Origin of the sequence: Mycobacterium sp. E796 (assembly GCF_001672815.1) — a bacterium.
Lineage (GTDB): Bacteria > Actinomycetota > Actinomycetes > Mycobacteriales > Mycobacteriaceae > Mycobacterium.
In genome coordinates this window covers 1-20,969 of the sequence record NZ_LZKK01000238.1, presented here as the reverse complement: position 1 = coordinate 20,969, position 20,969 = coordinate 1, and the positions used below count along the sequence as shown (strand labels likewise).

The window sequence follows — 20,969 nt, the reverse complement described above, 5'->3', positions numbered from 1 at the left end:
CTTCATCCTGCTGATCATCTACCCGTTCCTGGAGAAGCGGTTCTCCGGCGACTACGACGTCGGCAGCGGCCCCGCCGCCGCCGGCGACCACCACCCCGACCGGCCCGCGGCAGGTGACCTACTCGGTGACCGGCACCAAGGCGCCCGGCGACATCATTTCGGTGACCTACGTCGACGCGTCGGGCCGGTCTCGCACCCAGCACAACGTGTACATTCCCTGGTCGATGACCGTGACACCGATCTCGACGTCCGACGTCGGATCCGTCCAGGCGTCCAGCCTTTTCCGGGTCAGCCGGCTCAACTGCTCGATCACCACCAGCGACGGGACGGTGCTGTCGTCGAACAACAGCGACGCGCCGCAGACGAGTTGCTGATGGTCAGCAGGTATTCCGCCTATCGGCGGGGTTCGGACACCATTCCGCCGGATGTCATCGATCGCATACTGATGGGCGCGTGCGCCGCCGTCTGGTTGGTGCTGCTGGGCGTGAGCGTGGCCGCGTCCGTGGCGCTGGTGGACCTGGGCCGGGGCTTTCACAAGGCGGCCAGGGGATCGCACACCTCGTGGGTGTTGTACGCCGTCATCATCGTTTCCGCGCTCATCATCGCGGGGGCGATCCCGGTGCTGGTGCGGGCCCGTCGCATGGGTCTGATCGAGCCGGCAGCCCGGACGGCCGCGCGTCCGCCGAGCCGGCCTCCGGTGCGCCTGATGGCCCCCGCGCCGCGCACAGCGGCCGAGCGAGCCCGTCAGCCGCGGGCGCAGGCGGCTGAGCCGGTCACCGAGTGGTCGGGCGCGGCGGTGGACCGGATCTGGTTGCGCGGCACCGTCCTTCTGGCGGGGACGATGGGCGCCGCGCTGATCGCAGCGGCCACGGCGACGTACCTGATGGCCGTCGGGCACGACGGCGGGTCCTGGGTGGGCTACGCGCTGGCCGGGGTCATCGTCGCGGGGATGCCGGTGGTGGAATGGCTACACGTCCGCCAGCTGCGCCAACTGGTTGATGGGCGCTAGCTTCTCGCCTCGCGACACTTAAACGTGTGCGACGACACGCCGAAGCAGGTCGCAGCCAGTTAAGCCTCGTGGAGCCTGGCGGCACGGTGTGACGTCTTTCGTTTGTGGACGAGGTATTCAGGGGCAGCGAGGCGCTGCGCCGGGGGACGCTGAGCCCGTATCAGCTGAGGACCCGGTTCCGTGCGATCTATCCCGACGTATACGTGCCGGATCACGTGGCAACGTCGCTCGGATTGCGTTCTCGCGCGGCGTGGCTGTGGTCGGGCCGACGCGGCGTCGTGGCCGGGCTTGCGGCGGCGGCGCTGCACGGCGCGAAGTGGATCGACGACGACGAGCCCGTCGAATTGATTTGGCGCAACCCACATTCCCCGATCGGTGTAATCACCCGCGATCGACGCATCGAGCCGGACGAGGTCACTCGTGTCACCGGGCTGCCGGTAACCACCCTCGCGAGGACGGCGTTCGACCTGGCGCGCGAACTGCCCACCGCAGAGGCGGTGGCGCGACTCGACGCGCTGATGCGCGCGACCCCATTCGCCGTAGAGGACGTGTTGCTCCTCGCCAAGCGGCATCCGCGCGCCCGGGGCCTGCGCCGGCTGCGCGCGGCGCTTCCACTCGTCGATCCCGGGGCCGCGTCGCCGAAAGAGACGTGGCTGCGCCTGCTGTTGATCGATGCCGGCCTACCCGTTCCCAGCACCCAGATACCGGTGCACGAAAACTGGGGGCTGGTGGCCGTGCTGGATATGGGTTGGGAGAACTACAAGGTGGCGGCCGAGTACGACGGCGACCAACATCGCTCCGACCGTCGCCAGTATGTCCGAGACCAGGCGCGGCTGCGCAAGCTCGCAGGGCTTGGCTGGATCGTCATCCGGGTGATCGCTGAGGACAAACCCGAACACGTCGTGCACCGCGTTCGTGCCGCGTTGACCCGTCGAGGGTGCCGCGAAAGTTAAACCACCGCTACGGTTTTCGGCGTGTCGTGTGCGTGGTGTAAGTGTCGCGGAACGCTAGTGCTCGCCGTCCTCCCCGTTGGTGGAGCCGACGATGCTCTCCTGGTATTCGCGCAGCGCGGTGAGGGAGCGTTGCTCGCCGGAGTGCGCCGCCTCGCGCAGCGCGGCGTCCTCGGACGCGGGATCGGCGAACAAGAAGCTGCCGCTGCCCGGTGTGCCGGCGGAGCCAAGCTTGTTCATCCGCTTTGGCACCGCCGCGCCCTCGTACTCCAGCGGGATCGGGTGGCCGTGGTCGTCGACCGGTCCGAGCGGCTGATGCAGCTCGATGTAGGCACCGTGCGGCAGCCGCTTGATGATGCCTGTCTCGATGCCGTGCTCGAGCACGTCGCGGTCACTGCGCTGCAGACCGATGCACCACCGGTAGGTGATGAAGTAGACGAACGGCGGCAGGATCACCATGCCGATGCGTCCGATCCACGTCGTCGCGTTCAGCGAGATGTGGAACTTGAACGCGATGATGTCGTTCATCGCGGCCAGGGTCAGCACCATGTAGAAGGCGATCGCCATGGCCCCGATCGAGGTCCGCACCGGAACGTCACGCGGCCGCTGCAGCAAATTGTGGTGCGCGTAGTCGCCGGAGAACCGCTTCTCCAGGAACGGGTAGATGATCAGCAGGATGAAGACCGCGCCCATGATGAGCGCGACCCAGACCGGGGCGGGAATGGTGTGGTGCCAGAAGTAGAACTCCCAGGGCGGCCAGATGCGGGCGAGGCCCTCCGTCCACATCATGTAGAAGTCGGGCTGGGAGCCCGCGGAAACCTGAGATGGCTTGTAGGGGCCCAGGTTCCAGATCGGGTTGATCTGTAGCAGACCACCCATCAGGCCCAGAACGCCGACGATGGCGGCGAAGAACGCGCCGGACTTGACCGCGAAGATCGGCATCACCCGCACGCCGACGACGTTGTGTTCGGTGCGGCCGGGGCCGGGGAACTGGGTGTGCTTCTGGAACCACACCAGCGCCAGGTGCGCCCCGATCAGGGCCAGGATGATCCCCGGCAGCAGCAAAATGTGCAGCGCGTAGAGCCGGGGGATCAGGATGGTGCCGGGGAAGTCGCCGCCGAACAGCGCCCAGTGCAGCCAGGTCCCGATCACCGGCATGCCCAGCGTGATCGACGACAGCGCGGCGCGCAGGCCGATGCCCGACAGCAGGTCGTCGGGCAGCGAGTAGCCGAAGTAGCCCTCGAACATCGACAGGATCAGCAACAGCGAGCCGATCACCCAGTTGGCCTCGCGGGGACGGCGGAACGCTCCGGTGAAGAAGATGCGCGCGAGGTGCACCATGATCGCCCCGGAGAACATCAGCGCGGCCCAGTGGTGGATCTGGCGCACGAACAGGCCGCCGCGGACCTCGAACGAGATGTTCAGCGCCGATTCGTAGGCGCGCGACATCTCGACGCCGCGCAGCGGCTGATAGATGCCGTTGTAGGTGACGTCGACCATGGACGGGTCGAAGAACAGCGTCAGGTACACGCCGGTGATCAGCAGGACGATGAAGCTGTACAACGCGATCTCGCCCAGCAGGAACGACCAGTGGGTGGGGAAGACCTTGTTGAGCTGCCTGCGCACCGCCGCCGACGGGTGATAGCGCGTGTCGATGTCCTCGCCTTGGCGCGCCAGCACGTCACCGATCTTCGGGGGACTCAGTTTGGGACTCATGTTGTCGTCCTCTCCCAGAATGCGGGGCCGACGGGTTCGATGAAGTCACCGTTGGCGACCAGATACCCGTTGGAGTCGATGGTGATCGGCAGTTGCGCCAACGCGCGAGCCGCCGGGCCGAATATCGGCTTGGCGAAATGCAGTGCGTCGAACTGCGACTGGTGACACGGGCACAGGATTCGGTAGGACTGCTCCTCGTACAGCGACGCGGGGCAGCCCAGGTGCGAGCACACCTTGGTGTAGGCGAAGAATTCGCCCCAGTTGAAGCTCTCCTGACCCTGACGCTTGACCATCCGCGGCATGTCGGTCGGTCGAATGCGGATGAGCATCACCGGGTTTCGGACGCCCATCTGGATCGCGGTCAGCTTCTCATGCGACTCGGGGGTGGTGCCGTCGCCGTCGGACTCGCGCCACGGGAAGACGGTCTCCATGCCGCCGGCGTCCATGTCCTCGGGGCGCATCTTGACGAACGGCGCTCCCGAATGCGAACCGGTGGCCCGCGCCAGGAAGATCGTTTCGCCGTGGTAGCGCGGGGTCCAGCCCGACGTCCACAGCGCGGCCTTCATGCCGTCGGCGGTGGGCACGACGGGCTTCCACGGGTTCTTGATCAGGCCGCCGGCAAACGCGACCAGGGTGCCCAGGCCGAACGCGCCCAGCCCCATGCCCAGCGACAGCCCGACGAGCTTGCGCCGCCCGATCGTCGAACCCTGGTAGGCGTCGCCCAGGTTCGCCACGACCGTCTTGCGGTCGATCTCGCGCGAGGCGCCGTCGTGGCGCTCCTGAATCGAGATCTCTTCCGGGATAAACCTTTTCTGGTAGAGGACGGCGCCGATCGCGATGCAGAGGATGGACATCCCGAAGGTGAAGCCGTACAGCGGGGTGGCCAGCGAGTACAGGAAGTTGCCCGGGGCCTCCTTGGGCCGGTATTCCCACGGCCAGAACAGGAAGACCACCAGCAGCGCCAGCCCGAATCCGCCGCCTAGCAAAAGCCAACGCGCCACCGATCGCTCGGCGCGCTTCTCGGCCCTGGTGCCCTCGACGGGCCAGCGCGGCTCCTTGAAGACGGTCTCGACGCCGTCGAGCTTGCCGCCCAGCGCCACGAGTTCTTGCTGCGACATCGCGGCCAGCGCCGCCTCGTCGGGCTCCCGGCCCACCGGGTCCTTATCGGTGTCGCTCATGATGCTCGCGCCCCAATCCACAGTGCCAACCCGATCGCTGCCACCATCCCGATGATCCAGAAGGCCATGCCCTCGGGTGCGGGTCCGAATCCGCCGAGGCCATAGCCACCCGGCTGCCGTTCTTCGCTGACCGCTTTGACGTAGCCGATGATGTCCTTCTTGGCGTCGAAGGACAGCTGGCGGTCGGAGAACTTCGGCATGTTCTGGGGACCGGTCAGCATGGCGGTCAGGATCTGCTGCTCGTTGGCCGGACCCAGGTCGGGCGCGTACTTACCGGACGACAGCGCCCCGCCCTTGCCGGTGAAGTTGTGGCACGACGAGCAGTTCAGCCGGAACAGGTCGCCGCCGCGGCCCAGGTCCTCGCCGCGCAGCGAGTGCATCGCGAGGCTGCCGTCGGGGTTGCGCACGACGGTGGGGCCGCCGCCGTTGGCCTGCACGTAGGCGCCGATCGCGTCGATCTGAGCCTCGTCGAAGATCGGCTCCTTCCGCGGCGCCTGCGCCTCGCCGCGCATGGCGGGCATCCGGCCGGTGGACACCTGGAAGTAGACGGCCGCCTCGCCGACGCCGATCAGGCTCGGCCCGTGGTCGACCACGCCCTGCAGGTTGGCGCCGTGGCAGGACACGCAGGACGTCTCGAACAGCTGCTTGCCGGTGCGCAGCAGCGCCGACGACGACTCGTCGGCGACGGCCACCTGCGGGGTGGGGGTCAGCACGGCGGCCAGGCCACCGGCGATGGTCAGCGCGATCAGCAGCAGCAAGCCGCCCGACAGCCGGCGCCGCAGGCGCCGTCGCGAGCGGTCACGCTGCCCTTTTCGCAGCTGACCCCGCCGCGCACCGTTTCGGGTAGACCCCAGTTTCTTCAACCGAGCACTCCTGTCCGTCTAGGTCTAGCGCCGGCTCATCGGATGAAATAGATCACGGTGAACAGCGCGATCCACACGATGTCGACGAAATGCCAGTAGTAGGAGACGACGATGCTGGCCGTCGCCTGCGCGGGCGTGAACTTGCTCATCGCGGTGCGGGCCAGCAGGAAAATGAAGGCGATCAAGCCGCCCGTCACGTGCAGGCCGTGGAAGCCGGTGGCCAGGTAGAAGACGGTGCCGTAGGCGCTGCCCGGGATGGTCGTCCCGTGCGACATCAGGTGGTAGTACTCGTACGCCTGGCCGAGGACGAAGAACAGGCCCATCAGGAACGTGATCACGTACCAGCGGCGCAGGCCGAAGACGTCGCCGCGTTCGGCCGCGAACACGCCCATCTGACAGGTGAACGACGACGCGATCAGCACGAGCGTCACCGGCACGGCCTGGTAGAGGTTCAACTCGGTGGGCGGCGGCGGCCACTTCCCGCCGGCCTGTGCCCGCGCCGTGAAATACATCGCGAACAGGCCAGCAAAGAACATGAGTTCGCTGGAAAGCCAAACTATGGTGCCGACGGCCACCATGTTGGGCCGATTCAGCGAATGCACTCGCGACGTGATCGCAGTACCCGAGGTCCCCACAGCGCTGGTCACATCCGCAAGTATGACGCTTTGTAGTTGTCGAACTCTACCCGGGTCGGAAATTTCGCGAATCGGCGTTTCGGGCGCGCCGAGCCCTCCCGTCCGGCGACGGTTGGGGGCTCGGTGATCCTCGTGGGACCATCGGCGCGTGCCCGCGTCATCCGAACCCGCTGAGACCCCCAGTGAGCCGCCGTCATGGTCCCAGGTCCTCGGCCGCCTGACGGGCGGGCAGGACCTGGCGCGGGGCCAGGCCGGCTGGGCCATGGACCAGGTCATGTCCGGCGACGCGAGCCCCGCCCAGATCGCCGCCTTCGCGGTAGCGATGACGATGAAGGTCCCCAACGCCGCCGAGGTGAGCGAGCTGGCCGACGTCATGCTCAGCCACGCCCGCGCGCTGCCCGCCGCGGGAATTCCCGACGACGCGGTCGACATCGTGGGAACCGGGGGCGACGGCGTCAACACGGTCAACCTGTCCACGATGGCGTCGATCGTGGTGGCCGCCGCCGGGGTGCCGGTGGTCAAGCACGGCAACAGGGCGGCGTCGTCGCTGTCCGGGGGCGCCGACACGCTGGAGGCGCTCGGGGTCCGCATCGACGCAGAACCCGACGAGGTCGCGCGCAGCGTCGCCGAAGTCGGGATCGGGTTCTGCTTCGCGCCGTTGTTTCACCCGTCCTACCGGCACACCTCCGTCGTGCGCCGCGAGATCGGGGTGCCGACGGTGTTCAATCTCCTTGGGCCCCTTACCAATCCGGCCAGACCGCGGGCGGGCTTGATCGGCTGCGCGTTCGCCGACCTGGCCGAGGTGATGGCCGGGGTGTTCGCGGCGCGCCGGTCCAGCGTGCTGGTGGTGCACGGCGACGACGGCCTGGACGAGCTGACCACCACCACCACGAGCACGATCTGGCGGGTGCAGGCGGGCACGGTGGACCGGCTGAAGTTCGACCCGGCCGGGTTTGGGTTCGACCGCGCCGAGCTGCGCGAGCTGGTCGGTGGCGACGCCCAGGCCAACGCCGCCGAGGCGCGTGCGGTGCTGGGCGGGACGAAGGGCCCGGTCCGCGACGCCGTCGTGCTCAACGCCGCGGGGGCGATCGTCGCCCACGCCGGCCTATCCAGCCGCGCCGAATGGCTGCCGGCCTGGGAGGACGGGCTGCGGCGGGCCTGCGCGGCCATCGACTCCGGGGCGGCCGAACAGCTGCTCGCGCGATGGGTGCGGTTCGGCCAGCAGCTCTGATTCGATCTGCGCCGGATCCTGTTGGGAGGCCATTCGCGCCGAGCGGGCCAGCGCGGCCCATTGCGACCAGGCGCCGGCCGACCGCAGCGGCGAGGCCCATCCGTCGTCGGTGGCGCCCGAAACCCGGACGATGCGCACGCCGGGCGCGGCCAGCCAGCGCGCGACGAGGGCCGTCTCCTCCACCAGCGCGCCGCCGAGCGGGGCCGCCGCGCGCAGGATCGCCTGTGCGCCAGCGTGAATCGCGTCGATCACCGGCATCGGCGGCACCCCGCGCCTGGCCGTGCCGGCCGCCGCGAGCTGCCCGTAGCGAACGACGGCCAGGTGGTAGCCGCCCTGACCGTCGGGCGCGGCGGCGATCAGCTCGGGCAGCGCGGCCAGCGCCCGCAGCCGCTGGCCGCGCCACAGCACCTCGATGGCGGCGGCGACGCGGTCGCGCAGCCGCGCCGCGCTCTCGAAGTGTCGTCGCTCGGCAAGCGCCGTGACCTGCTGCACGGCGGCCTCCAGGGGGCCGTCGTCGAGCCCGTCGATCAGGGCCGCGACCCGCGCCACCGCCGCGGCGTACTGGGTGGCCGTGGCGCCGCGCTGCGCCGGACACGGCGACACCTCGACCTCCGGACAGGCCGGCCCGTGCAGGGCCGAGCGGGCCAGCCGCGCGGTGCAGGTCCGGGCGCCGGTGAACCGCGCCAGCACAGCCGCCGTTTCGGCGGCGTCGGTCCGGGACCGAAACGGCCCGACGGCGCGGTCGTGGCGCGGCGCCCGCACCGCCGCCAGCCGCGGAAACGCCTCGTCGGTGAGGGCCAGCCACCACCACCGCTGCGGGAACCGGGACCGCCGGTTGTAGGGCGGGGCGTGGGCGGCCAGCATCCGCAGCTCTCGCACGCCGGCCTCCAGCGCGTGCGCGCATTCGACGTGGTCGACGGCGCCGGCCAGCGTGACCATCTCCTTCATCCGACCGCGGGGATCGGCGCCGGTGAAGTACTGGCCCACCCGTCGACGCAGGTCGACCGCGGTCCCGACGTAGAGCACCTCGCCCGCCGGTCCGCGGAACAGGTAGACCCCGGGCCGGTGCGGCAACCCCTCGGCCAGCACCTTTTTGCGGCGCTGGGCCGGCGTCACGTCGGGCAGGTAGGAGCGCAGGTCGGCGTAGGTGTGCACGCCCTGGTTGCCGACTCGCTCGATGAGGGCGTGCAACACCTCGACGGTGGCGCGGGCGTCGTCGAGCGCGCGGTGCGTCGGCTGCGCGGCGACGGCGAACAGTCGCGCCAGCGCGGCCAGCCGCACGCTGGGGGCTTCCTCGCGGCTGAGCACCCGGCGGGCCAGGCGGACCGTGCACAGCACCGGCGGCCGGGGCCAGGCGATGTCGCATCGCCGTGCGGCGGCCCGCAGGAATCCGACGTCGAACCCGGCATTGTGCGCGACCAGCACCGCGCCCCCGGCGAACTCGAGAAACATCGGCAGCACCGCGTCGATCGTCGGGGCGTCGCACACCATCGCCGTCGTGATCCCGGTGAGCTGAACGATCTGGGGCGGGATGCTGCGCTGCGGGTCGACGAGGGTGGCGAACTCGCCCAATACGACGCCGCCGCGGACCTTGACCGCCCCGATCTCGGTGATGGCGTCGCACGGCGTGCCGTCGGCGCTTTTCGTGCGCCCGCCGGTGGTCTCCAGGTCCACCACGACGAAAGTCGTTTCGCGCAAGGGGAGTTCGTCGACCGGGGAGGCGGCCGGGCCCAAGTCGGCGAAACTCAGCTGAGTTGCACCGCTCGCACCCATGGCGGTGACGTTAGGCATGTCCACCGACAGCCGCGGGGTTCCCACGCCGGGCGGGATGCAACGGGCGATACATGTCGGTGGTCGTCGTTAGCGTGCGGGTATGAGCTTCACGAGGCCAGACCGAGAGGACGGCACCTGATGGCATACGGCAACGGCAAGGCGCACCCCGACGGGGCGGCGGCGCCGGTGGTGATCGATTGTGACGACTGCGCGGTGCGCGGCCCGGGCTGCCGCGACTGCGTGGTCAGCGTCCTGCTCGGGGTGCCGGAGACTTTGTTGCAGGACGAGCGGGAAGCACTCGAGGTGCTCGCGGAGGTCGGGCTGGCGCCGCGGTTGCGTCTAGTGCCGATTCATCGCGGCCGCGGATCTGGTGTAGCTTAATTGCCTTGTGCGCCAAAACCGCTGGACCGTCTTAGGGGATTGCCATCATTCACAAAGTAAGGCCAGAAATCTTTCCGATTTCTTAACGATCCCGCTTGGACAAACGTCGATATCGTTTCGTAACCTGTTTGAGACCTAAACTCGTCCGACGGCGCGCCGGCAGTGCCAGGCATCCGCCGTCCTAGGCCGTTTAAGGATGCAATTTTGAGCTTCGCTAGTAGGTACCCGCGTGCGCGTGTCATCACACGTTCTGCTCTCGGGACGTTAGCGGGCTTGACCGTCTTCGCGGGGACTTTTGCCGCGAATTCCTCGGCCGATCCAGCCGAGGACGCGCTGGCAAAACTCAACCAGCTGTCGCGTCAGGCCGAGCAGACCACCGAGGCGATGCACACCGCACAGCTTGACCTCAACCAAAAGCTGGCGGCCCAGCAGGCGGCGGAGAAGAAGCACGCCGATGACCAGGCCGCGGTGGATTCGGCGAAGGCCCGCCTGGCCGCCTTCCAGGGCGCCGTAAACAAGCTCGCCGCCGCGCAGTACATGGGTGGCCGCGTCGACGGCATGGAGGCCATGCTGACCGCGGGGTCGCCCCAGGGCCTGATCGACAAGCTTGCGGTGCAACGGCTGATGGCGACCCAGATGCGCACGCAGATGGCGAACTACCGCATCGCCGGTGAGCAGGCCGCCAAGGCCGAGCAGGCATCCGCCAAGTCTGCCGCCGACGCGAAGAGCGCGGCCGAGCAGGCCGCGGCGGTACGGGCGAGCCTGCAGTCCAAGCAGAGCCAGCTGCAGGTGCAGATCGCCGTCGTCAAGTCGCAATACGTATCCCTGACGCCGCAACAGCGCACCGCGCTCGCCGACCCCGGGCCGATCCCGGCGGGTCTCCCGGCTCCGGGCGCGCCCGCACCGGACGCGGCGCCACCCGGCGCGCCGCCCGCCGACGCTCCGCCGATCAGCGCGATGATGCCCGGAATGCCAGGTCCCGGGGTGCCCGGAATGGCGCCCGGCGGCGGTGTGGGCGGCGGTGACCGCGCGACCGTCGTGCAGGCCGCGCTGACCCAGGTCGGCTCGCCCTATGTGTGGGGCGGTGCCGCACCCGGCGGTTTCGACTGCTCCGGTTTGGTGATGTGGGCGTTCCAGCAGGCCGGCATTTCGCTGCCGCACTCCAGCCAGGCACAGGCCCAGGGCGGTCAGCCGGTGGCGCTGTCGGATCTGCAGCCCGGCGACGTGGTGACCTTCTATAACGACGCGTCACACAGCGGCCTTTACGTCGGTGACGGCATGGTGATCCATTCCTCCACCTACGGCCAGCCGGTGCGGGTGGTTCCGATGAATGCCGCAGGCCCAGTCCACGACGCCCGCCGCTACTGACCGTCCCGCCTGGCGTCGGCGGCTGCCGATCCTGCTGGCCTGGGTGTTTGCCCTCGAGCTGATTGTGGCCGCGGCCGTGCCCTTCGACCAGGCCGCCGACAGCAAGGCAAGACACGCGCAACTGGTCACGCCTGCGCGCAGCCAGGCCGGCGCCGGGGCGAAATCGTTGGTGGTGGGCGACCGCACCGTCCGCCTGGTCGGCCTGGGCGGCCCGGCCAGCGACCGGCTGCTGTCCCGGGTGGCGAACAACATCGGCACCGCCATCAAGGCGGTGGAGGCCTTCTGGGGTGTCGACTGGCCGCGCGAGATCTCCGTGCTCGTCGCCGGCTCCGACGAACAGTTTCGCGCCGCGGCCGGCGGGGGACCGCCGTCGCAGTGGGCCGACATCGCGGCCGTGACGGTCGCCGAGCGCGTCGACCCCGTGCACCGGGTGGTGCTCGGCCAACGGATCGTGTTTGCGCCGGGCGCCGCCAACATGAACGAGGGCGCGCTGCGAATTGTCTTGACGCACGAGCTTTTTCACTACGCCGCCCGCCCTTACACCACGTCGGACGCGCCCGAGTGGCTCACCGAGGGGGTGGCCGATTTCGTCGCCCGGCCGCAGACCCCGGTGCCCGCCGATGCGTTGCCGGTGCCGCTCTCGCTGCCGACCGATGCCGATCTGGAGGCGCCGGGGCCGCAGCGCTCGCTGGCGTATGACCGCGCGTGGTGGTTCGCCCGGTTCGTGGCCGACACCTACGGGGCGCCCAAGCTGCGCGACTTGTACCTCGCCAGCTGCGGTGTGGGGCACACCGACGTGCCCACCGCCGTGCACGCTGTCCTCGACACCGACCCCGCCGGGCTGCTGGTGCACTGGCACCAGTGGGCGGCCCGCTAGCCTACGCAGGTGAGCCGGGTTCTGCTGGTAACCAACGACTTTCCGCCCCGCCCGGGCGGCATCCAGTCCTACCTCGGCGAATTCGTCGGGCGGCTGGCGGGCGCCGGCTCGCACTCCGTGCTGGTGTACGCGCCGCAATGGAAGGGCGCCGACGCCTTTGACGACGCCGCCGAGGCGGCCGGGTACCGGGTGGTGCGCCACCCGGGCACCCTCATGCTGCCGGGCCCGGCGGTGGACGGGCGGATGCGCCGGCTGATCGGTGAGCACGGGATCGACACCGTCTGGTTCGGCGCGGCCGCGCCGCTGGCACTGCTGGCGCCGCGCGCCCGGCAGGCGGGGGCGACGCGGGTGCTGGCCAGCACGCACGGCCACGAGGTCGGCTGGTCGATGCTTCCGGTCGCGCGGTCGGTGCTGCGTCGTATCGGCGACGGCGCCGACGTCGTCACGTTCGTGAGCCGCTACACCCGGTCGCGCTTCGCGTCGGCCTTCGGCCCCGAGGCGAGGCTGGAATACCTGCCGCCCGGCGTGGACACCGACCGGTTCCGGCCCGACCCGGCCGCCCGGGCCGAGCTGCGCGCCCGCTACGGGCTCGGCGAGCGGCCGATCGTGCTGTGCCTGTCACGGCTGGTGCCGCGCAAGGGCCAGGACGCCCTGATCAAGGCGCTGCCCTCGATCCGGCGGCGGGTGGGCGGGGCGGCGCTGGTCATCGTCGGCGGCGGGCCGTACCTGGACGCGCTGCGCAAGCTGGCCACCGACTGCGGCGTGGCCGAGCACGTGACGTTCACCGGTGGTGTGCCGGCCGACGAACTGCCCGCCCACCACGCGCTGGCCGATGTCTTCGCGATGCCATGCCGCACCCGCGGCGCCGGCATGGACGTCGAGGGCCTGGGCATCGTCTACCTGGAGGCCTCGGCGACGGGCGTGCCCGTCATCGCCGGCCTGTCGGGCGGAGCCCCGGAAACCGTGCGGCACAACAAGACTGGGCTGGTGGTCGACGGCCGCTCGGTGGACGAGGTCGCCGAGGCCGTCGGCGAGTTGCTGGCCGATCCGGAGCGGGCCGCCGCGATGGGCGCGGCCGGCCGCGAGTGGGTGACGTCCCAGTGGCGCTGGGACACGCTGGCGACGCGGCTGGGCGACCTGCTGCGCGCCTAGCTGTGGCCACCAGACGTAAAAGCCCCCGTTTCCGCGCCGAAATGGGGGCTTTTGCGTCTGCTCGCGGTTAATCCTTCTCGTAGATCGATTCGATGTCGGAGGCGAACTTCTCGGCCACCACGTTGCGCTTGACCTTCATCGTCGGCGTCAGCTCACCGGTGTCCTCGGTGAAGTCCACCGGCAGGATGCGGAATTTGCGGATCGACTCCGCGTGCGACACCGCCAGGTTGGCGTTCTTGACGGCCGCGTCGATCTCGGCGAACAGGTCGGGGTCGGTGGCCAGATCGCCGACGGACGCGTCGGCCGGCTTGTGGTTGCGCTCCTTCCAGGGGCCGAACGCCTCGAGGTCGATGGTGATCAGCGCGCCGATGAACGGCTTGGCGTCGCCCACCACCATGGCCTGGCTGATCAGCGGGTGCGCCCGCAGCTGGTCCTCGAGCACCGCGGGGGCGACGTTCTTGCCGCCGGCGGTCACGATGATCTCCTTCTTGCGGCCGGTGATCTTCAGGAAGCCGTCCTCGTCCAGCGCGCCCAGGTCGCCGGTCTTGAACCAGCCGTCGGTGAACGCGTCGCGGGTGGCCTGCTCGTTGTGCCAGTAGCCGCTGAACACCACGCCGCCGCGCACCAACAGCTCGCCGTCCTCGGCGATGCGCATGCTGTTGCCGGGCAACAACGTTCCGACGGTCCCGATCTTGACGTTGCCGACCTGGTTGACCGTGATGGCCGAGCTGGTCTCGGTCAGGCCGTAGCCCTCGTGGATGGTCAGGCCCACCCCGCGGTAGAAGTGGCCCAGCCGCGCGCCCAGCGGCGCGCCACCCGAGACGGACGCGTGGCAGTCGCCGCCCAGCGCCGCGCGCAGCTTGTGGTAGACCAGCCGGTCGAACAGGGCGTGCCGGGCCCGCAGCAGCAGGCCCGGTCGCCCGCCGTCGGCGTGGGCCTGGCTCCAGTCGACCGCGGTTTGCACGGCCATCGCGAAGATCCGGCCATTGCCGTCGTTGGCGGCGTTCTGCTCGGCGGTGTTGTAGACCTTCTCGAACACCCGCGGCACCGACACCACCACCGTCGGCTTGAACACCGCGAACATCGGCAGCAGGTTCTTGATGTCGCTGGTAAATCCGACCGTCACCTTGTTCGCGAACGCGGACAAGGTGAGCGACCGGGCCAGCACGTGGGCCAGCGGCAGGAAGACCAGCAGCCGCTGCCCCTCGTTCAGCAGGGTCGGCAGGCATTCCTTGGCGCCCCGGCTCTCGTAGAGCAGGTTGGAATGGGTGAGCTGGCAGCCCTTGGGCCGCCCGGTGGTGCCCGAGGTGTAGATCAGGGTTGCCGGGTCGTCCGCGCGCAGCGCGTCCAGCCGGGCGGTCAACTCGGCCGGCTCGACGTCGGCGCCGGCCTCGACGAGCTGCTCGAGCGCCTTGGGGCCCGAACCGTCGATGTGCAGCACCCGGCGCAGCTCGGGCAGTTCGGCGGTGAGCTCGGTGACCATGGCGGCGTGGGCGTCGGTCTCGGCGAAGGCCACCACTGCTGCCGAGTCCTGCAGCACCCAGCGCACCTGCTCGGCCGACGACGTCTCGTAGATCGGCACAGTGACCGCACCCACCGCCAGGATCGCGAGGTCCAGGATCGCCCACTCGTAGCGGGTGGCAGAAAAGATGGACACCCGGTCGCCGGCCTGCACCCCGAGGGAGATCAGGCCTAGCGCCGCGGCACGCACGTGCTTGGCGGCCTCGGCGCAGGTGACATCGGTCCAAACCCCGTCGATCTGCCGTTGGAAGATGACGAAGCTGGGGTCGTCGCGCTCGTGCTCGAAGACCATGGCCGCGACGTTTTCGTGCTCGCCGACGGTAAAGCGGGCGGGGACGCTGTACTCACGCACTCTGGTGACCTCGATTGATAGTGACGTTGCCCGCCCTTTGCGAGGCCGGCTTGCTGTTGCCCAGCCTAATCCGCAAATTTGTGCAGCATGGCTGAGGTCGGCCGGGCCGCCACGAAGCTTGCGGCGTCGCGCCGGCTGCCTACACGCGGGCGATCCGGATCGGTGTGTGAAGCTATGGCGGTGAACAGCATTCAGATCGCCGACCAGACGTTCGTCGCCGCCGACGGCGCGCGGGTGGGCGCCGTGGTCGCCGACCCGTCGTCGTGGCGCCGATGGTGGCCGGACCTGCGGCTGCAGGTCGTCGAGGACCGCGCCGAGAAGGGGATCCGGTGGACGGTCACCGGCGCACTGACCGGCACCATGGAGATCTGGCTCGAGCCGTCGCTGGACGGGGTGGTGCTGCATTACTTCCTGCACGCCGAACCGACCGGCGTGGCGGCCTGGCAGCTGGCAAAGTTGAACTTGGCGAAGATGACGCACCGCCGTCGGGTGGCGGGAAAGAAAATGGCGTTCGAGGTCAAACGGACGGCGGAACGTTCGCGTCCGGTCGGTGTTTCTCCGGTAGCTTAACCGGATCAAGGTTGGGCGGTAGGAGTACCGTTTCGCCCCGGAGGCCGGGGTAGTCCTGTGCGTACGGGGCTTACTCGCTTGCGGGAGAGAGGGCATCAGCCAGGTGGCGGAGAAGACGACGCAGACCATCCACATCGACGCCGATCCGGGCACGGTCCTGGAGGTGATCGCCGACATCGATTCGTACCCCGAGTGGATCTCGGAATACAAGGAAGCCGAGGTGCAGGAGCGGGGCGCCGACGGCTACCCGAAGACGGTGCGATTCGTGATGGACGCCGGGGTCATCAAGGACACCATGGTGATGTCCTACAAGTGGCCCAAGGACCGCCAGTCGCTGAGCTGGACCCTGGTCTCCAGCTCGCTGCTGCGCGCGCTCGAGGGCTCGTATCGCTTGGCGCCCAAGGGATCCGGCACCGACGTCACCTATGAACTCTCGGTCGACCTGGCCATCCCGATGATCGGATTGCTCAAGCGGAAGGCCGAGCGGCGCCTGACCGACACCGCGTTGAAGGATCTAAAGAAACGAGTCGAGGCTGAGTGAGTCCAGCGCCACCCCGGCCCGGATCAGCCTGTTCGTTGGGAAGGGCGGGGTAGGAAAGTCCACCCTGGCAGCTGCCACCGCGGTCTGCGATGCGGGCATGGGGCAGCGGGTGCTGGTGGTGTCGACCGACCAGGCGCACTCGCTGGGCGACGTGCTCGGTGTCCCGGTTCCGCCCAGCGGCCAGGGCGAGCTGGTGCGGGTGCTCGCCGATGACGCGGAGGCGGGCGGCGGTTTCCTCGACGCGCTGGCGCTGGACACCCTGGCACTGCTGGAGGCCCGGTGGCACGACGTGGTCAGCACGTTGAACGGCCGGTTTCCCGACTCCGAGTTGAGCACCATTGCGCCCGAAGAACTTTCGGCGTTGCCGGGCGTCCAGGAAGTGCTGGGCCTCTACGCGGTCGGGGAGCTCGCGGCCTCGGGGCGCTGGGACCGCATCGTCGTCGATTGCGCCTCGACCGCGGATGCGTTGCGCATGCTGACCCTGCCCGCAACCTTCGGGCTGTACGTGGAACGCGCGTGGCCCCGGCACCGCAGGCTGTCAATCGCCGCCGACGACGCCCGCTCGGGCGCGATCGTCGAGCTGCTGGAGCGCATCAGTGCCAGCGTCGATCGGCTCAGCGAGTTGCTGACCGACGGGGATCTCGTCACCGCGCACCTGGTGCTCACCCCCGAGCGGGTGGTGGCGGCCGAGGCGGTGCGCACGCTGGGTTCGCTGGCGCTGATGGGGGTGCGGGTCGAGGAGCTGATCGTCAACCAAGTTCTGACCGAGGACGAGTCCTACGAGTACCGCAACCTGCCGGAGCACCCCGCGTTCTACTGGTACGCCGAGCGCATCGCCGAACAACGCGTCGTGCTCGACGAACTCGACGCCACCATCGGCGACGTGGCGCTGGTGCTCACCCCGCACCTGTCCGGCGAGCCGATCGGCCCCAAGGCGCTGGGCGCGCTGCTCGACAGCGCCCGGCGACGCGGCGGGGCGGCGCCGCCGGGGCCGCTGCGGCCCCTCGTGGACCTGGAATCCGGGTCGGGGCTTGGGTCGATATACCGTATGCGGCTAACGTTGCCCCAACTTGATCCCGGAGGACTTTCGTTGGGCCGAGTCGACGACGACCTGATAATCAGCGCTGGAGGGTTGCGGCGCAGGGTTCGGTTGGCGTCGGTGCTGCGGCGCTGCACGGTGCTCGACGCGCATCTGCGGGGCGGTGAGCTGACTGTTCGCTTTCGACCGGATCCGGAGGTGTGGCCTAAGTGAGTGGGGCTCATTCCGACATCGGTCCGGAGTTGCGCAGGCTGGCCCAGGCGATCCTGGACGGGATCGACCCGGCGGTGCGCACGGCGGCGGCGTTGACGGCGGGCGGCGGCGTCGGGACCGGCAAGTGCCAGCAGGTGTGGTGCCCGGTGTGCGCGCTCGCCGCGTTGGCGACCGGTGACCAGCACCCGTTGCTCACCGTGATCGCCGACCACAGCATCGCCCTGCTTGAGGTGATCCGCGGGATCGTCAACGACATCGACCGTTCGCCGACACCGCCACCCGAGGGGTCGCCGGGCGGCCCCGGCGCGGAGCCCCCCGACGGTGACGGCACCGTCAAGACTCGATACCAGCCCATCCCGGTCACCGTCGAGGAGTGACCCGCCCGCGGACAAGGTGGTCCCTTGCGCCGGGTATCGGTACAGTTGGCCAGAACACTGCGGGTGGCGGGAGCGAGAGGGAGGGCCATGTGGTACTGGCTATTCAAGTACGTCCTGCTGGGCCCGTTGCTGTCCCTGCTCGGCCGACCGAAAGTTGAAGGGCTGGAATACGTTCCGACTTCCGGACCGGCGATCCTGGCGAGTAACCACCTCGCCGTGATGGACAGCTTCTTCCTGCCGCTGGTGGTCCGTCGCCGGATCACCTTCCTGGCGAAGTCCGAATATTTCACCGGCACCGGCCTGAAGGGCTGGTTCAGCCGGTGGTTCTTCACCGCCGTAGGCCAGGTGCCGATCGACCGCACCGACGCCGACGCCGCCCAGGCCGCGCTCAACACCGCCGAGCAGGTGCTGAAGCAGGGCAAGCTGCTGGGCATGTACCCCGAGGGCACCCGTTCGCCCGACGGCCGGCTGTACAAGGGCAAGACCGGGCTGGCGCGCCTCGCGCTCCACACCGGCGTCCCGGTGATCCCGGTGGCGATGATCGGCACCAATGTGGTCAACCCGCCGGGCACCACGATGCTGCGCTTCGGGCGCGTCACCGTCCGGTTCGGCAAGCCGATGGACTTCTCCCGGTTCGAGGGCATGGCCGGCAACCGCTTCATCGAGCGGGCCGTCACCGACGAGGTGATCTACGAGCTGATGCGGCTCTCCGGGCAGGAGTACGTCGACATCTACGCGGCCAGCATCAAGGAGCGCCGCAACGGCGCCGAACCGACCGATGAGGCGGCGCGTATCCCCGAGACCGCCGTCGGCTAGTGGCGATCGCGAGCGCGGCGTAGCCGGGCGAAGCGGGTCGCCACCGTTGGGGGTAGTGGCGATCGCGAGCGCGGCGTAGCCGGGCGAAGCGGGTCGCCACCATGGGTCTAGCTCGCGGCTGACACGGGCGTCAGCGGGCGCGTTGCCGAATCCCGCGCTGTCACCCGCGCGGTGACGGTCAACCCGGCCACGACGATGACCGCCAGGGCCCACCACACGTAGGACGCCCCCACGAGTTGGCGCCACCAGTTCGCGGTCGTCTCGTGGTGCTTGGGCAACAGGTCGATCGGCGTCCACCTCATCAGCGCCACCCCGATGACGCTGAGCACGCCCAGCGCGACGTTGCGGCGCCGCCAGGCCAGCACCCCGGTCACCAGCACCGTCGGCAGCGCCCAGACCCAGTGGTGCGACCACGAGACCGGGGAGACCACCAACCCGAACAGGGCGACGCAGATCACCGCCATGATGGGCTCGTCTGCCCGCAGCACCCGCCGCATCGCCCAGATCGTCGCCGCCAGCACCAGCAGGCACGCGGCGACCCAGAGCGGGAACCGCTCGTGCTCGTCGAGTCCCAGCCGGGCCAGGGTGCCCGCGATGTTTTGGTCGGTGTTCAGCGCGGCCTCACCGATCCGGTCGGTGTGGTGGACGGTGCGGGTCCAGTACTCCCACGAATCGCTCCAGGCCAGCACGAAGCCCAGCAGGGTCATCGCCACGAACGACGCCATGGCCGTCAGGGCCGCGCGGTTGTCGCGGCGCAGCAGGAAGTAGAGCAGGAAAACCGCCGGGGTGAGTTTCAGCGCGATGCCCAGCCCCAGCAGCACCCCGCGCGGCCACGGCGTGCGGCGCGGCACGCAGTCGGCGATCACCAGCGTCATCAGCACGACGTTGATCTGGCCGAACGCGAAGTTGGAAACCACCGGCTCCAGCCAGGTGGTGGCCGCGGCCGTGATGAGCACCGCCAACCACAGCCGGCGCAGCCACGCCGGGCCGCCCAGCACGGCCGACGTGCTCCACACGTCCAGGCCGGTCAGCAGGATCGTGGTCGAGACGATCAGCAGCACCAGCGTCAACACCGTGATCGCCACGCTGGCCGCCGGCATGTGCAGCCAGGAGAACGGGCAGAAGACGATGGCGGCCAGCGGGGGATAGGTGAACGGCAGGTTCAGCCCGATCGGTGTGTGGAACTTCACGTCGCCGCGGTAGAGGGGGTGGTTGTCCAGCCAGGCCTGCCCGCCCATCTGATAGACGTCGATGTCGATGCGGTACGGGATATGCGCGAACAGGTCCACGGCCACGTAGTACATCGCCGCGGCCGCGGCCAGCCAGGCCAGGCACCACAGCAATACCCGCCCGGGGCCACGTTCCGTTACGAAGCCCGCGCCGGGCGCCCGCCATCTACTCATGTCGCAGAACAGCGTAATGGGTGCCGGGGTCCGCAACGCGTCACAGCGCGGCTTCCGCGTTGCCCGGAAATGCAGGCGTAGGTTTCTAGAGTGCTCCACTGGTTCGTGTTCGGGGTGGCCCACTGGTTCGCGCACGACATCATCGACCGCGGCCGGCTGCCGTTGCTGTGCTGCCTGGTCGCGTTCATCCTGACCTTTTTCGTCACGCGGACGTGCGTGCGGGTAATCCGCCATCGCGCCCAAACCGGTCGTCCGGCGCGATGGTGGCAACCGCGCAACGTCCACATCGGGGAAGTGCATATCCACCACGTCGCGTTCGGGGTGGTCCTCGTGATGCTCTCGGGGTTGACGTTGGTGACCCTGTCCGTCAGCGGGCAGGAGACTGAATTCACCTTGGCGGCAACCCTTTTCGGGATCGGCGCCGCATTGGTCCTCGACGAGTACGCGTTGATCCTGCACCTGTCCGACGTCTATTGGGAAGAGGACGGCCGCACGTCGGTGGACGCGGTGTTCGCGGCGGTGGCGGTGGCCGGGCTGTTGATGATGGGCCTGCACCCGCTGATGTTCTTCCTGCCGTTCTGGCACGGCGCCGACGCGGTGGTGCTGCGCGCCGGGGTGGCCGGTGAGCTGGTGTTCACCCTGCCGCTGGCCGTGGTGGTGGTGCTGAAGGGCAAGGTGTGGACGGGTTTGCTGGGCATGTTCATCGTCGTGCTGCTGGTCATCGGGGCGATCCGATTGTCGCGTCCGCACGCCCCGTGGGCCCGGTGGCGCTACACCACCCAGCCGGACAAGATGCGGCGCGCACTGCAGCGGGAACGGCGGCTGCGCCGCCCGGTGGTGCGGGTCAAGCTGTGGGTGCAGTGCGCGGTTGCGGGGACCCCGCGCCTGCCCGACGACCGCCTGGTCGACGCCACGCTCGACCATGACGTGCACGCCGCACCGCCGCCGACGGGGCCCATCCTGATCAGCCGATAGTTTCCGCCGGGGCTTGTCCTAGGCTTTCG

General features: G+C 69.4%; 19 protein-coding genes and 2 pseudogenes. 14 read left to right on the top strand and 7 right to left on the bottom strand.

The annotated features are described in order from the left end of the window. Positions 1–44: 44 nt before the first annotated feature. The 3 genes and pseudogenes from A5706_RS17925 to A5706_RS17915 form a co-directional block, all read left to right on the top strand. Positions 45–374 (top strand): annotated as a pseudogene (locus A5706_RS17925) (MmpS family transport accessory protein); the annotation flags it as partial. Next, the gene (locus A5706_RS17920) at positions 374–1,009 is read left to right on the top strand and encodes a DUF2561 family protein (protein ID WP_068133112.1); all 636 of its coding nucleotides are present in this window, start codon (positions 374–376) and stop codon (positions 1,007–1,009) included. The pseudogene A5706_RS17925 and the gene A5706_RS17920, both read left to right, overlap by 1 nt. Before the next feature lie 104 nt (positions 1,010–1,113). Continuing rightward, on the top strand, positions 1,114–1,962 hold the full coding sequence (locus tag A5706_RS17915; protein WP_068133109.1) for a hypothetical protein: 849 nt from the start codon (positions 1,114–1,116) through the stop codon (positions 1,960–1,962). 54 nt (positions 1,963–2,016) lie between these two features. Here A5706_RS17915 and A5706_RS17910 read toward each other — a convergent pair whose 3' ends face one another. From A5706_RS17910 to A5706_RS17895, 4 genes are read right to left on the bottom strand one after another with little or no spacing between them, the layout of a single operon-like run. Beyond that, positions 2,017–3,675, bottom strand: a complete 1,659-nt coding sequence (locus tag A5706_RS17910) for a cytochrome bc complex cytochrome b subunit (protein WP_068133106.1) — start codon at positions 3,673–3,675, stop codon at positions 2,017–2,019. Beyond that, positions 3,672–4,853: a ubiquinol-cytochrome c reductase iron-sulfur subunit gene (locus A5706_RS17905; protein WP_068133103.1), complete on the bottom strand. Its 1,182-nt coding sequence runs from the start codon at positions 4,851–4,853 to the stop codon at positions 3,672–3,674. The genes A5706_RS17910 and A5706_RS17905 overlap by 4 nt, the downstream gene beginning before the upstream one ends. Next, complete coding sequence (locus A5706_RS17900) at positions 4,850–5,716, bottom strand: cytochrome c (RefSeq protein WP_082964469.1); 867 nt, start codon at positions 5,714–5,716, stop codon at positions 4,850–4,852. Before A5706_RS17900 ends, A5706_RS17905 begins: the two co-directional genes overlap by 4 nt. Positions 5,717–5,751: 35 nt before the next feature. Beyond that, positions 5,752–6,363, bottom strand: coding sequence for a heme-copper oxidase subunit III (locus A5706_RS17895; RefSeq protein ID WP_066937831.1), 612 nt, complete (start codon positions 6,361–6,363; stop codon positions 5,752–5,754). A gap of 136 nt (positions 6,364–6,499) precedes the next feature. Between A5706_RS17895 and trpD the strand changes: the two genes are divergently transcribed. After that, entirely contained in the window at positions 6,500–7,582 is a 1,083-nt protein-coding gene (gene trpD, locus A5706_RS34380; RefSeq protein ID WP_156767202.1) for an anthranilate phosphoribosyltransferase, read from the top strand. Here trpD and A5706_RS17890 read toward each other — a convergent pair. Beyond that, positions 7,520–9,355, bottom strand: a pseudogene (locus A5706_RS17890) (DEDD exonuclease domain-containing protein); the annotation flags it as partial. The gene trpD and the pseudogene A5706_RS17890 overlap by 63 nt on opposite strands. Before the next feature lie 138 nt (positions 9,356–9,493). On the opposite strand from A5706_RS17890, the gene A5706_RS17885 reads away from it, so the two are divergent. The 4 genes from A5706_RS17885 (at position 9,494) to pimB (ending at position 13,133) form a co-directional block, all read left to right on the top strand. Continuing rightward, positions 9,494–9,736: a hypothetical protein gene (locus A5706_RS17885; protein ID WP_068133100.1), complete on the top strand. Its 243-nt coding sequence runs from the start codon at positions 9,494–9,496 to the stop codon at positions 9,734–9,736. A 204-nt stretch (positions 9,737–9,940) separates the two neighbouring features. Next, positions 9,941–11,104, top strand: coding sequence for a peptidoglycan hydrolase RipC (ripC, locus tag A5706_RS17880; protein ID WP_082964468.1), 1,164 nt, complete (start codon positions 9,941–9,943; stop codon positions 11,102–11,104). Between the two features lie 43 nt (positions 11,105–11,147). Continuing rightward, a complete protein-coding gene (locus A5706_RS17875) occupies positions 11,148–11,981 on the top strand; it encodes a hypothetical protein (protein WP_156767203.1) in 834 nt (277 codons plus the stop codon). Positions 11,982–11,990: 9 nt separating this feature from the next. After that, the gene (gene pimB, locus A5706_RS17870; protein ID WP_068133098.1) at positions 11,991–13,133 is read left to right on the top strand and encodes a GDP-mannose-dependent alpha-(1-6)-phosphatidylinositol monomannoside mannosyltransferase; all 1,143 of its coding nucleotides are present in this window, start codon (positions 11,991–11,993) and stop codon (positions 13,131–13,133) included. A 67-nt stretch (positions 13,134–13,200) separates the two neighbouring features. Here the strand turns inward: pimB and A5706_RS17865 are convergent, their stop codons facing one another. Next, positions 13,201–15,006: a long-chain fatty acid--CoA ligase gene (locus A5706_RS17865; protein WP_068133095.1), complete on the bottom strand. Its 1,806-nt coding sequence runs from the start codon at positions 15,004–15,006 to the stop codon at positions 13,201–13,203. Positions 15,007–15,186: 180 nt separating this feature from the next. Here A5706_RS17865 and A5706_RS17860 point away from each other — a divergent pair, with 180 nt between their 5' ends. The 5 genes from A5706_RS17860 to A5706_RS17840 all read left to right on the top strand — a co-directional run bounded on the left by A5706_RS17860 (position 15,187) and on the right by A5706_RS17840 (position 18,562). Beyond that, the gene (locus tag A5706_RS17860) at positions 15,187–15,576 is read left to right on the top strand and encodes a polyketide cyclase / dehydrase and lipid transport (protein WP_142282060.1); all 390 of its coding nucleotides are present in this window, start codon (positions 15,187–15,189) and stop codon (positions 15,574–15,576) included. Positions 15,577–15,679: 103 nt separating this feature from the next. After that, positions 15,680–16,117 carry an SRPBCC family protein gene (locus A5706_RS17855; RefSeq protein ID WP_068133093.1) on the top strand — a complete coding sequence of 146 codons (438 nt, stop codon included), beginning with the start codon at positions 15,680–15,682 and terminating at the stop codon, positions 16,115–16,117. Further along, on the top strand, positions 16,110–17,369 hold the full coding sequence (locus tag A5706_RS17850) for an ArsA family ATPase (RefSeq protein ID WP_082964467.1): 1,260 nt from the start codon (positions 16,110–16,112) through the stop codon (positions 17,367–17,369). Before A5706_RS17855 ends, A5706_RS17850 begins: the two co-directional genes overlap by 8 nt. Next, a complete protein-coding gene (locus A5706_RS17845) occupies positions 17,366–17,746 on the top strand; it encodes a hypothetical protein (protein ID WP_068133089.1) in 381 nt (126 codons plus the stop codon). The genes A5706_RS17850 and A5706_RS17845 overlap by 4 nt, the downstream gene beginning before the upstream one ends. An 87-nt stretch (positions 17,747–17,833) precedes the next feature. Continuing rightward, complete coding sequence (locus tag A5706_RS17840; protein WP_068133086.1) at positions 17,834–18,562, top strand: 1-acyl-sn-glycerol-3-phosphate acyltransferase; 729 nt, start codon at positions 17,834–17,836, stop codon at positions 18,560–18,562. A 107-nt stretch (positions 18,563–18,669) separates the two neighbouring features. Here A5706_RS17840 and A5706_RS17835 read toward each other — a convergent pair whose 3' ends face one another. Then, on the bottom strand, positions 18,670–19,965 hold the full coding sequence (locus A5706_RS17835) for a glycosyltransferase 87 family protein (RefSeq protein WP_068133083.1): 1,296 nt from the start codon (positions 19,963–19,965) through the stop codon (positions 18,670–18,672). A 90-nt stretch (positions 19,966–20,055) separates the two neighbouring features. Between A5706_RS17835 and A5706_RS17830 the strand changes: the two genes are divergently transcribed. Further along, the gene (locus A5706_RS17830) at positions 20,056–20,940 is read left to right on the top strand and encodes a hypothetical protein (RefSeq protein WP_068133082.1); all 885 of its coding nucleotides are present in this window, start codon (positions 20,056–20,058) and stop codon (positions 20,938–20,940) included. Positions 20,941–20,969: the final 29 nt, after the last annotated feature.